The organism is Vibrio hippocampi (genome assembly GCF_921292975.1).
In the GTDB taxonomy this organism is placed as follows: Bacteria; Pseudomonadota; Gammaproteobacteria; order Enterobacterales; family Vibrionaceae; genus Vibrio; species Vibrio hippocampi.
The window spans coordinates 108,443-120,579 of sequence record NZ_CAKLCM010000002.1; the positions used below are offsets into that span (position 1 = coordinate 108,443).

A 12,137-nucleotide genomic window follows, 5' to 3' on the forward strand; every position below is an offset into this window, starting at 1 on the left:
CGAATGGTGACTAGTTGTATACGGATTTTTATGTGCCAGTTATTTTAATGTTCATCAAAATAAGCTTCAATGTTAGATGATTGTTGTGTTAAATCTAAAATTTTTCAAATTATGTCAAGGTAATCGTAAAAACTACCAAATAATATACTTTTCTGTTGAATTTCGAATAGAATAGCGCCCAGAAATTTTTCGTCGCGCTAACCTCGCTGCGATTTGCAATAACACAACATAACTACGGAGTTACCATGAGTAACCAATCGATCAACCAAGCGCCTGCGCCAAAGCCGAGTGGCATGGATCGCTTTCTTAACTTTATCGAAAAGGCAGGGAACAAGATCCCAGATCCTGCAATCCTGTTCTTCTGGGCTTTAATCATTGTTTGGGTCTCTTCAGCGCTGCTTTCTAATGTCAGTTTTGATCTTATCAACCCACGTACTGGTGAAGCACTTCAAGTACAAAACCTACTAACAGGTGAAGCGCTTGCGAGCTTCCTTGCCAATATGGTAACAACATTCACGGGCTTTGCGCCTCTGGGTATCGTGCTTGTGGCAATGCTGGGTGTCGGTGTGGCTGATTCTTCAGGTTTCATCACGACGGGCCTAAAGAAGATGTTGAACTTCACGCCGGCGAAACTACTCACGCCTATGTTGATTCTTGTGGCGATTGTTTCACACACAGCGGCGGATGCGGGCTACGTATTGGTTATCCCTCTTGGTGGTATCATCTTCCACGCAGCAGGGCGTCACCCTCTAGCGGGTATTGCGGCAGCGTTTGCGGGTGTATCGGGTGGTTTCTCTGCAAACTTTATCCCATCGGGCATCGATCCACTGCTTGCTGGCTTCACTCAAACAGCGGCACAAGTATTAGACCCTGAGTATGTGATCAACCCTCTAGCGAATATTTTCTTTACTGGTCTATCCTCAGTGATTATCGTTGCGATTGGTTGGTATGTGACTGAGAAAATCATTGAGCCTCGTCTTGCGAACACGCCAATTGATGAAGATGCCGAAGAAGCGCCTGATCTTGGTACGTTTACGGCGACGGAATCGAAAGCGTTCAGAGCTGCCGGTTGGGCGATGGTCGCAGGTATTGCGCTGCTGGTTGCAGCAGTGGTTCCTGAAACTTCAGCTCTTCGCTCTCCAGAAGGCGAAATCACCGCATTCTCTGCGCCGCTAATGAAGTCTATCGTTCCATTGATCTTCATCTTATTCATCATCCCTGGTTATGTTTACGGTCGTGTTGCTGGTACATTCAAAACCAGTAACGATGTGATCAAAGCGATGTCTAACACCATGGCGACGATGGGTGCGTACATTGTTATGTCATTCTTTTGTGCGCAGTTCCTAGCGGCATTTGGTCAATCTAATATTGGTACGATGCTGGCACTTTACGGCGCGGAAGGTCTTAAAGCGATGAACCTGCCGGGTCAAGCGACGATTGTGGGTATGATTTTACTTACCGCTGCGGTTAACTTGCTTGTGGGTTCAGCATCAGCGAAATGGGCACTGATTGGTCCAATCCTTGTCCCAATGTTGATGGCTGTCGGCATCTCTCCTGAGCTATCTCAGGCGGCATACCGTGTGGGTGATTCTGTTTCTAACATCATTTCTCCACTGATGGTGTTCTTCCCACTGGTTGTGGTGTACTGCCAACGCTATGTTAAGTCGACGGGTATCGGTACTCTGGCTTCATTGATGATGCCGTTCTCAATCGCAATGCTGATTGGTTGGACGATCTTCTTGCTAGCATATTGGGCTCTGGGTATTCCTCTAGGTATCCAAGCGCCATACACTTACACCATGTAAGTCGCGTAGTCGTTCTTAGATAACACGTAAAAATCCCGCCAACTTCAACGTTGGCGGGATTTTTTGTTTCTACTCTCTGATAGTGGCTACTCTTTGAGAATAACTAAGATTCGGCGCGCTCTTGGTTATGAAGAAATCCCGCATGGAAGCGCAGATGATCTTCAATGAAACTTTGGATAAAGAAGTAGCTGTGATCGTAGCCCGGTTGCATACGAAGTTTAACGTCACTACCGGAACGCTCAGCGGCAGATAGCAGCAAATCAGGCTTCAGTTGTGATGCTAAAAATGGGTCATCTTCTCCCTGATCGACAAGGATAGGTAAGCGAGCCATGGCTTGTTTGAGCAGTTCAACCGCATCGTACTGTTTCCAAAGTTCGATATCCTTTCCTAAGTAGTGACTCAGTGCTTTGGTGCCCCAAGGGCAGTCTATTGGGTGACTGATTGGGCTAAAGGCAGAAATAGAACAGTAACGTTCGCTATTTCTAAGACCGATGACTAACGCGCCATGCCCTCCCATACTATGACCGGAAATAGAGCGTAGTTTGCTAACCGGGAAATGAGCTTCAATAAGGTCGGGCAGCTCACCGACGATATAGCTGTACATTTGATAATGAGTTTTCCATGGAAGTTGCAGCGCATCGACATAAAACCCCGCGCCATGGCCAAAATCATAGGCTTCATCCGCATCATCTGGCACCTCTTTGCCTCGGGGGCTGGTATCTGGCGCGACAATCGCGATACCTAGCTTAGCCGCCGCTTTGAATGCTGCTGCTTTTTGCATGAAATTTTCGTCAGTACAGGTTAACCCCGATAGCCAGTACAAAACAGGAACAGGATTATCACTGCTTGCTTCTTCCGGTAGGTAGATCGCGAAACGCATCGAACAATTGACGACCTTGGATAAGTGGGTAAATTGCTGATGCCAACCGCCAAAGACTTTAGCTTGGCTTATTTTTTCTAGCATAAGTAGAGACTCCAACGATCTTAATAGTGAATAACCGAACGGATGCTTTCTCCTTTGTGCATCAAATCAAAGGCGTCGTTAATTTTATCTAATGACATGGTGTGAGTGATAAATTCCTGCAAACCAAATTCACCTGCCATATAACGTTCGACGATCTCGGGAAGTTCACTACGTCCTTTGACACCGCCAAATGCACTACCACGCCAGACTCGTCCAGTGACGAGTTGAAATGGACGGGTCGCGATCTCTTGCCCCGCACCTGCAACTCCGATGATAACGGATTCGCCCCAGCCTTTATGGCAGCACTCAAGTGCTTGGCGCATCACGTTGACATTGCCGATACACTCGAAAGAGTAATCAACGCCACCATCGGTCATTTCAATAATCTGCTCTTGAATCGACTTGCTGAGCTTTTGTGGATTGACCACATCCGTCGCCCCTAATTGCTGTGCCAGTTCAAACTTACTTTCGTTGATATCAACACCGATAATCTGACTCGCCCCTGCCATACGAGCACCGATAATGGCAGATAAGCCAATGCCACCAAGACCAAAGATAGCCACCGTGGCACCCTGTTCAACTTTGGCCGTGTTTAGCACCGCGCCCATCCCCGTTGTTACGCCGCACCCGAGCAGACAGACTTCTTCGAGCGGCGCTTGCTTATTGACTTTGGCTAAGGATATTTCTGGCAATACCGTATATTCGGAAAAGGTTGAGCAGCCCATATAGTGATAGATAGGTTCACCATCTTTGTAGAAGCGCGTCGTGCCGTCGGGCATTAACCCTTTACCTTGCGTCTCTCTGACCGCTTGGCATAAGTTGGTTTTGCCTGATAGACAGAATTTACATTCACCACATTCAGCGGTGTAAAGCGGGATAACATGGTCACCGACGGCAACGCTTGTGACGCCTTCGCCGACCATTTCTACGATACCGCCACCCTCATGTCCTAATATACTAGGGAAGATCCCTTCCGGGTCGTCTCCCGATAGGGTAAAGGCATCGGTATGACATACCCCGGTAGCAACGATACGAACGAGCACCTCGCCCGCTTTTGGCAACATAACGTCGACTTCTTCAATGGAGAGAGGTTGGTTTGCAGCCCAAGCGATAGCCGCTCGGGATTTAATCATTTTTTCAGCCATGATCCTTCCTTACTTATGGGTTAGAGGTAGGGGTAAGAAGACTTTCAATGTGACGAATAGAGTAAACTCCATTAAGATTAGCTGCTTTGCGGCATTTTGGTGGTGATTTTCAGCTAAGCGGCGAGCAATGTCATTATTATCGCGCAGTTTTTGACCTTAGTCGCACCGCAATATCGAACCTCAGATAATGATCCAGAAAGTGGAAGAAAACCGATGACCTTTAGTGATAATGACTACAAATTTATGGCACGAGCAATGGAATTGGCACAACAAGCTGAGCTTGAAGGTGAAGTTCCCGTTGGTGCGCTATTGGTCAAAGATGGCGACGTGATTGCGGAAGGGTGGAACCGTTCTATTTCCCAACATGACGCAACGGCACATGCTGAGATACAGGTGCTGCGTAAAGCCGGAGAGCAGCTGCAAAACTACCGCCTGTTAGATACCACTCTTTATGTCACCTTAGAGCCTTGCCCTATGTGTGCCGGTGCTTTATTACACAGTCGAGTCAAACGTATTGTGTATGGTGCACCGGACCTAAAAGCTGGCGCGGCTGGAACCGTATTGAATTTGTTTGAAAGCCAAGCCTCTTATCATAAGGCGCAGATAGAATCGGGTTTAATGGAGCAGGAATGCCGCCATCAGCTGCAAGCTTTCTTTAAACGTCGTCGAGATGAAATCAAAAAAAGCAAACAGGATAAACGCCATCAGCAGCAGGCGTTGGGAAATTAGTGCCTGAGGGTTAACGCGTCGAGAAGGGAGACCTTGCTAAAGCATAACTAAGCATATACTTAAACGAAATATGCTTTAGCGAGGTGGGTCGGTAGGGGCGAGATTAGGTACGCGCATCTAAGATTTGCATCATAAATGCTCGATTACGCCAGATAACCCTTTTTTTGTTATTTGCTAAGTAACGCTTACGGCGGTTGGCTGAGACCGTTTTATTCAGTTTATTCGCTCTTAACCTTTTTCTAGACTGCATGATAGCGCCTCTTGTAACAACATATTATACGCGTGATACTCTATGGGCTTATTGGTGTAAATTCAAGCGTTTTTGGCTGCAAATTCCTAGAGTGAAAAACCAGCAAATTCACCAACATATACCCAAGTTACCTCGTCTCTTATAGCCAGCAACGATCCATTATTGATGGTTATCTTCAATGTTGTCGCTTTATTCAACCGTTTCAATCGCCTTCTCTACTTCATCTTGCTCCAAAAGCGTTTCTGCCTCTTCCTCAAGTGGTGGTATCACGGTGAGATCGTCGGTGTTGTTATCGAGCGCTTCTTGCGCAGCCAATTGCTTATCAACATGACCGATGATGCTTTGGTAATAGCGACGAATGTTTTCTACATAATTTTGGGCTTCATCACCGCGGGCAAAACCATATCTTGTTTGGCTGTAGTACTTCTTCTGACGAAGTAGGGGCAGTCGCTCTTTAACATCTGCCCAAGCGTCAGGATTGCCGCCTTGTTTTTTCGTTAGCCGTCTGGCATCCATCATGTGACCATAACCCACGTTATAAGACGCGAGAGCAAACCAGATCTTCTCATGCTGAGAAATCGAGTCGGGAACACGAGCGACAATGCGACGCAAATATTCAACACCACCACGCACCGATTGCTCAGGATCTAAGCGATTGGTGACGCCGACACTTTTCGCTGTTGGCAGGGTGAGCATCATCATACCTCGAACCCCGGTTGGTGATTTTGCGGTTGGATTCCAGTGCGATTCTTGATAAGCCAATGCGGCGATCAATCGCCAATCAAACTCGTTGGAGTATTGTTGGAATAGCGATGACCATTTAGGCAATTTACCATCAAGAGCGCGAATAAACGCACGGGTGTCAACATAGTCAAACACTCCAATATGACCCAAATACTTTTCTTCTAAGTTGACCAGTTCATCACTCTGTTTCAGACCGCCGAAGAACTCAATCAACAACGCATAAAGGCTTTCGTCGTCCGATTGACGAATATACCAGGAGATCGGTTGATCCTCGGTGACTTCAAAGGCAAGGGCGAGATCGGGGTAGATGCGTTGTGAAAGAGACAACTCTACCGAGTCCGCCATCGTGAAAGGCAGTTCGCCCAAGGAGACCAGTTTAAGCAGGTCGTTTACATCCGCATCGGGGTCAATTTGGTAACTTAACTCAGGGTAGGTCTGTGACCACGTTTCTAAGGTCTGCTCAAAGTGAGAATCTTGCACGATAGCCAGAGTGTCAGAAGGTTTTTCTTCCTGTTTTAGCTTCTGCTGGTTATTGACCAACTGCTCCATGTTTCTTGGACGCCATTGTCCTTTCTTATAGACAATTTGCTGACTGACGTAATAGTAAGCGGGACCGGCTCTGAATTTGTCGAGTCGTTGTGGCAGTTGGCTTAAACCTGCCGCAATCATATCAATCTCGCCTTTTTGTAGCGCCGGAAAAAGACTGGACTGGCGAAACGCGGGCTTCATTTCCAGATCAACCCCAAGCTCTTGGGCGAATCTGAGTGCTAATTCGTAATCTAATCCAGTCGGACCGTCGGGACCGATGTAATAAGAAAGCTGGTTATTCAACGTGCCGACACGCAGCACTCCTCGCTCGCGAATGGATTCCAATTCACTTTTAGGTTCGGAATCAATTTGGCAGCCAGCCAGTACGCCGCCAAGTACCACAATAGAGGTGAGTTTTAACCAAGAATCAACGAATAGCTTTAACATGAATTTCACTACATCACAGAAAGTGTGCTGTCTTTATACCAAAGCTGGGATTATTGGCAAACACAGATTGATGAAACCATGATTACTGGGCAAATTTTGAACTTTATTGGGGGAAACTGCCGTTATGATAAAAAAATGACGAAAACGTTTGCGTTTTCGGTTACGTCACAAAAAAAAATGCACTATAATACGCCCGCATCAAGGTAGGAGAAATTGGCATAAGTTCAAATTTTAACTATAAGTTACTGAATTTATTCCAATATCACCTCAAATCAATTGCATAAGAGACCTAAGCACATGAGAATTTTGCGTGGCTCCCCAGCTCTTTCTGAGTTTCGTGTTAACAAGCTACTAGAGCTTTGTCGTGAATTAAGCTTACCAGTCACTGGTATTTACGCTGAATTTACCCACTTCGCCGATCTTACCGCTGATCTAGACGCCTCTGAGCTAGAAAAGCTAGAAAAGTTGCTGACTTACGGTCCAACGATTGAAGAGCATGAGCCAAATGGCACTCTGCTTCTTGTGACGCCTCGTCCTGGCACTATCTCTCCATGGTCATCTAAATCGACTGACATCGCTCGTAACTGTGGTCTCAATAAAGTGGCTCGCTTGGAGCGTGGTACCGCTTATTATGTCGAAAGCTCTGCGGAGTTAACGGAACTGCAACTGGTCGAGTTAAAAGCTGTCTTGCATGACCGCATGATGGAAGTGGTGTTTAGCGAATTTGAAGCAGCACAAGCACTATTTCAAGTCGCAGAACCAGCACCAGTTGCCGATGTTGATCTTATGACCGGCGGTCGTAAAGCATTAGAGCAAGCCAACGTTACACTGGGTCTTGCACTGGCTGAAGATGAAATTGATTACTTGCTCGAAAGTTTTGTGACTAAGCTAGAGCGCAATCCGACAGATATCGAACTGATGATGTTTGCGCAGGCTAACTCAGAACACTGCCGCCACAAAATCTTTAATGCAGATTGGACTATCGATGGCGTCAAGCAAGAGAAGTCTCTGTTTAAGATGATTAAGAACACCTTTGAAACGACACCAGACCATGTACTGTCCGCTTATAAAGATAACGCAGCGGTTATGGAAGGCTCTCAAGTGGGTCGTTTCTTCCCAGATCCAAAAACACGTCAGTATGGCTACAACCAAGAGCAAGCGCATATTCTCATGAAGGTGGAAACCCATAACCACCCAACCGCGATTTCTCCTTGGCCGGGTGCGTCAACAGGTTCAGGCGGTGAAATCCGTGATGAAGGCGCAACCGGTATTGGTGGTAAGCCAAAAGCAGGTCTTGTTGGTTTTACCACTTCTAACTTGCGTATTCCGGGCTTCGAACAGCCTTGGGAAACGGACTTTGGTAAGCCAGGTCGTATCGTTAATGCGCTAGATATTATGCTAGAGGGTCCTTTAGGCGGTGCGGCATTCAACAACGAATTTGGTCGTCCAAACCTACTCGGTTACTTCCGTACTTATGAAGAAAAAGTGACCTCTCATGCGGGTGAAGAGATCCGTGGTTACCACAAGCCAATCATGATTGCGGGTGGTATGGGTAATATCCGTGATGAGCATGTTCAGAAGAAAGAGATCCCAGTGGGCGCAAGCCTTATTGTACTGGGTGGTCCGGCAATGAACATCGGTCTTGGTGGTGGTGCTGCGTCTTCAATGGCGTCGGGTCAATCGGCTGAAGATTTAGATTTTGCTTCGGTACAGCGTGAAAACCCTGAGATGGAACGCCGTTGCCAAGAGGTTATTGACCGCTGCTGGCAGATGGGTGAACAAAACCCTATCGCCTTTATCCACGATGTGGGCGCAGGCGGTATCTCAAACGCATTACCAGAGTTGGTCGATGACGGTGAACGTGGCGGTATTTTCCAGTTACGTGATGTGCCTAATGACGAACCGGGCATGAGCCCGCTCGAGATCTGGTGTAACGAATCTCAAGAACGTTATGTATTAGCGGTAGCGCCAGAGAAGATGGCGGAATTTGACGCTATCTGTCAGCGTGAGCGTGCACCTTATGCCGTTGTTGGTATTGCCACTGAAGAGCGTGATTTGAAACTAGAAGACTCGCACTTCGAGAACACGCCGATTGATATGCCAATGGACATCCTGCTAGGCAAAACGCCGAAAATGCACCGCGATGCGCAAACATTGAAAGTCGAAAGCCCAGCGATTGATCGTGACGGTATTGAACTCAATGATGCGGCTGAACGTGTACTGCGTCTGCCAACCGTCGCAGAGAAAACATTCTTGATTACCATTGGTGACCGCACCGTAACAGGTCTTGTCGCGCGCGATCAAATGGTCGGTCCTTGGCAGGTTCCTGTGGCGAACTGTGCGGTGACTGCGGCAAGTTATGATACTTACCATGGTGAAGCGATGTCGATGGGTGAACGTACGCCAGTCGCTCTGCTTGACTTTGGTGCTTCTGCCCGCCTTGCAGTGGGTGAGTCTTTGACCAACATCGCGGCGACGGATATCGGTGATATTAAGCGCATTAAGCTTTCTGCAAACTGGATGTCGCCAGCGGGTCACCCGGGTGAAGACGCGGGTCTTTATGAAGCGGTTAAAGCGGTGGGTGAGGAGTTATGTCCAGCACTAGGTCTGACGATTCCAGTCGGTAAAGATTCAATGTCGATGAAGACTAAGTGGAATGACAACGGTGAAGACAAAGAGGTGACCTCGCCACTATCACTGGTTATTACCGCATTTGGTCGTGTTGAAGACGTTCGTAAGACTGTAACGCCACAGCTACGCACAGACAAAGGCGATACTTCGCTACTATTGGTCGACCTTGGCAACGGTAAAAACCGCCTTGGTGCGACTGCGTTGGCTCAGGTTTACAAGCAACTTGGTGACAAGCCTGCGGACGTTGATAACGCAGAGCAGCTAAAAGGCTTCTTTGATGCGATGCAGACGCTAGTGCGTGATGACAAGCTAGTGGCTTATCACGATAAGGGCGATGGCGGTCTATTTGTAACGCTGGCCGAGATGGCGTTTGCGGGTCACTGTGGTCTGAAAGCGGATATTGCGGCTTTAGGTGAAGATACTCTGGCTGCGCTATTTAACGAAGAGTTGGGTGCGGTGATTCAAGTCAGCAATGATGACCTAGCAGCGGTGCAAAGCGTACTTGCGGCTAACGGTCTGGAGACCTGTTCACATGTTCTAGGTAGCGTTGAAGCTTCTGACCGCTTGGTGATTACGTCAGGCGATGCTGTCGTACTGGAGCGTTCTCGTATCGAGCTTCGCACTATCTGGGCAGAAACAACGCATAAGATGCAAGCCCTACGTGATAACTCAGCGTGTGCAGACCAAGAATTTGCGGCTAAGAAAGACAACTCTGACCCTGGTCTCAATGTAAAACTCAGCTTTGATGTCAATGAAGACATTGCTGCGCCATACATTGCCACAGGCGCTAAGCCGAAGATGGCTATCTTGCGTGAGCAGGGTGTGAACTCTCATGTTGAAATGGCTGCGGCGTTTGATCGTGCTGGCTTTGAAGCCACCGATATCCATATGAGCGACATCCTCACAGGTCAAGCGGTGTTGGAGCAGTACCAAGGTCTTGTGGCTTGTGGTGGTTTCTCTTACGGTGACGTATTGGGTGCAGGTGAAGGTTGGGCGAAGTCTATTCTGTTTAATGACCAAGCTCGTGACCAGTTCCAAAGCTTCTTCCAGCGTGAAGATACGTTCTCACTAGGTGTGTGTAATGGCTGTCAGATGCTATCAAACCTAAAAGAACTGATCCCAGGTGCAGACTTATGGCCACGCTTTGTCCGCAACGAATCTGAGCGTTTTGAAGCTCGCTTTAGCCTAGTTGAAGTTCAGAAGTCTGACTCGATCTTCTTCGATGGTATGGAAGGTTCTCGCATGCCTATCGCGGTTTCTCACGGTGAAGGTCGTGTCGAAGTCCGTAATGCTGACCACCTAAGTGCGATTGAAGCATCCGGTACTGTGGCGGTGCGCTATGTTGATAACCTAGGTAATCCAACTCAGCAGTACCCGAACAACCCGAATGGCTCACCAAACGCGATTACCGGTCTGACGACTCGTGATGGTCGTGTGACGATTATGATGCCGCACCCTGAGCGTGTATTCCGTACTGTTGCTAACTCTTGGGCGCCAGAGTCTTGGGGTGAGGATAGTGCTTGGATGCGTATGTTCCGTAATGCACGGGTTAATGTGGGTAAATAAGTATAAATCAGGTACTAGGCGCTAGGTTATAGGCGCTAGGAATTTGAAAATTTGAGGCTTAGGTATTCGTACCTAAGCCTTTTTTTTGGCTTTAATTTAGCTGTTGGTGGAGGTAGGGGATTAATTCTGGTGTTAGCTTTAGTAGGATTGCGAGTGTAATCGCTTAAATATGAATAGAAAATGAAGCGAAAATAGATGGAATGTGGGATAGATCGAGATTTTGCGTTTTGAGATTTGAGCAAAATCACGCCAGTAGAATGTAAACCATGAGTAACGTTTAATATTGCAATAAGTTAGTGCGATGGCAGAACGAACAGGGTAAAATACCCTTCCTATTTGTATTATTTTAGTATTTATATAGAGTGATATTTGATAGCGACAAGCTCTGTATGGAGAAAGTAACGAAACAAGGAGTGAAAGTTGGCAAAAGTAATGTTAACAGGCTATTTGATAGTGCCTAATCAAGATGTTCAAGCCATTGATCAAGCGCTTGAGGAGCATATTCAACTCACAAGAGATGAACCGGGTTGTCTGCTTTTTTATGTGAATAAGCATGAAAGCATCGCCAATCGTTTTGATGTCTGTAAAGCGTTTGCCAACGAAGCTGCGTTTGAAGCACATCAAGCAAGAACGCAAGCGTCACCGTGGAGTAAAGTTGCGTCGAATGCGAGCCGTCACTATAGCGTGTCGGTCGTCTCTGAACAGCGTTAACTTGCAACGCGCAATCTTAGCTCAGTATCAGTAACGCAATGGGCAATCTAACTCAACAGACTATTTATCTTTTTGATTGGGGCGACACTTTGATGGTGGATTTTCCCAATCAGAAAGGGAAAATGTGTGACTGGTCTCGTATTGAGGCAGTCGCGGATGCTGATAGTCTGTTATCCCATCTCTCCAAGCAACATCCTATCTATATTGCCACTAATGCCGCTGACTCAAATGAATCGGAAATAGCCCAAGCTTTCCAAGCGGTGGGGTTAGATCGGTTTATCTCCGGTTATTTTTGCTTTGCCAACCTTGGTATTGCCAAAGGAAGCGCCGAGTTTTTCCTCTCCATTGTTGAGCGACTTGGTGTTGAAGCAAGCCAAGTGGTGATGATCGGCGACACCCTATCAAAAGATGTCTATCCTGCTCTTGAAGCGGGTCTATCTGCTATCTGGTTCAACCCTAGTCAAACGGTTACTGATGACTTCACTGGAACACAAATAGCGACATTGAGTGAGCTAATTGAACACTCATTATGAGTCTTGCTTAAATCTTAGTCGGTTTGTCTTTGCATCACTTTCAATGAAAACAGCTAAATCAATAAAATAACTAGAGAATAGGGA

General features: G+C 47.1%; 9 protein-coding genes. 5 read left to right on the forward strand and 4 right to left on the reverse strand.

The features are described from left to right. Positions 1-245 precede the first annotated feature (245 nt). On the forward strand, positions 246-1,805 hold the full coding sequence (locus L9Q39_RS02990) for an AbgT family transporter (protein WP_237483640.1): 1,560 nt from the start codon (positions 246-248) through the stop codon (positions 1,803-1,805). Positions 1,806-1,908: 103 nt separating this feature from the next. On the opposite strand, the gene fghA is transcribed toward L9Q39_RS02990, so the two are convergent. Beyond that, positions 1,909-2,769: an S-formylglutathione hydrolase gene (gene fghA / locus L9Q39_RS02995; RefSeq protein WP_237483641.1), complete on the reverse strand. Its 861-nt coding sequence runs from the start codon at positions 2,767-2,769 to the stop codon at positions 1,909-1,911. Between the two features lie 20 nt (positions 2,770-2,789). After that, entirely contained in the window at positions 2,790-3,914 is a 1,125-nt protein-coding gene (locus L9Q39_RS03000; protein WP_237483642.1) for an S-(hydroxymethyl)glutathione dehydrogenase/class III alcohol dehydrogenase, read from the reverse strand. Between the two features lie 213 nt (positions 3,915-4,127). Between L9Q39_RS03000 and tadA the strand changes: the two genes are divergently transcribed. After that, positions 4,128-4,643, forward strand: coding sequence for a tRNA adenosine(34) deaminase TadA (gene tadA / locus L9Q39_RS03005; RefSeq protein ID WP_237483643.1), 516 nt, complete (start codon positions 4,128-4,130; stop codon positions 4,641-4,643). 103 nt (positions 4,644-4,746) lie between these two features. Here the strand turns inward: tadA and L9Q39_RS03010 are convergent, their stop codons facing one another. Next, a complete protein-coding gene (locus L9Q39_RS03010; RefSeq protein WP_237483644.1) occupies positions 4,747-4,893 on the reverse strand; it encodes a hypothetical protein in 147 nt (48 codons plus the stop codon). Between the two features lie 189 nt (positions 4,894-5,082). Further along, entirely contained in the window at positions 5,083-6,612 is a 1,530-nt protein-coding gene (gene mltF, locus L9Q39_RS03015) for a membrane-bound lytic murein transglycosylase MltF (RefSeq protein WP_237483645.1), read from the reverse strand. A 297-nt stretch (positions 6,613-6,909) separates the two neighbouring features. On the opposite strand from mltF, the gene purL reads away from it, so the two are divergent. The 3 genes from purL to L9Q39_RS03030 all read left to right on the forward strand — a co-directional run bounded on the left by purL (position 6,910) and on the right by L9Q39_RS03030 (position 12,053). Next, complete coding sequence (purL, locus tag L9Q39_RS03020) at positions 6,910-10,809, forward strand: phosphoribosylformylglycinamidine synthase (protein WP_237483646.1); 3,900 nt, start codon at positions 6,910-6,912, stop codon at positions 10,807-10,809. Positions 10,810-11,229: 420 nt separating this feature from the next. Continuing rightward, on the forward strand, positions 11,230-11,520 hold the full coding sequence (locus L9Q39_RS03025; protein ID WP_237483647.1) for a putative quinol monooxygenase: 291 nt from the start codon (positions 11,230-11,232) through the stop codon (positions 11,518-11,520). Between the two features lie 38 nt (positions 11,521-11,558). Next, positions 11,559-12,053, forward strand: a complete 495-nt coding sequence (locus L9Q39_RS03030; RefSeq protein ID WP_237483648.1) for an HAD family hydrolase — start codon at positions 11,559-11,561, stop codon at positions 12,051-12,053. Positions 12,054-12,137 lie beyond the last annotated feature (84 nt).

Coding starts and splice junctions, on each gene's coding strand:
- L9Q39_RS02990 (WP_237483640.1), top strand. CDS start 246: ATGAGTAACCAATCGATCAACCAAGCGCCTGCGCCAAAGCCGAGTGGC.
- fghA (WP_237483641.1), bottom strand. CDS start 2,769: ATGCTAGAAAAAATAAGCCAAGCTAAAGTCTTTGGCGGTTGGCATCAG.
- L9Q39_RS03000 (WP_237483642.1), bottom strand. CDS start 3,914: ATGGCTGAAAAAATGATTAAATCCCGAGCGGCTATCGCTTGGGCTGCA.
- tadA (WP_237483643.1), top strand. CDS start 4,128: ATGACCTTTAGTGATAATGACTACAAATTTATGGCACGAGCAATGGAA.
- L9Q39_RS03010 (WP_237483644.1), bottom strand. CDS start 4,893: ATGCAGTCTAGAAAAAGGTTAAGAGCGAATAAACTGAATAAAACGGTC.
- mltF (WP_237483645.1), bottom strand. CDS start 6,612: ATGTTAAAGCTATTCGTTGATTCTTGGTTAAAACTCACCTCTATTGTG.
- purL (WP_237483646.1), top strand. CDS start 6,910: ATGAGAATTTTGCGTGGCTCCCCAGCTCTTTCTGAGTTTCGTGTTAAC.
- L9Q39_RS03030 (WP_237483648.1), top strand. CDS start 11,559: ATGGGCAATCTAACTCAACAGACTATTTATCTTTTTGATTGGGGCGAC.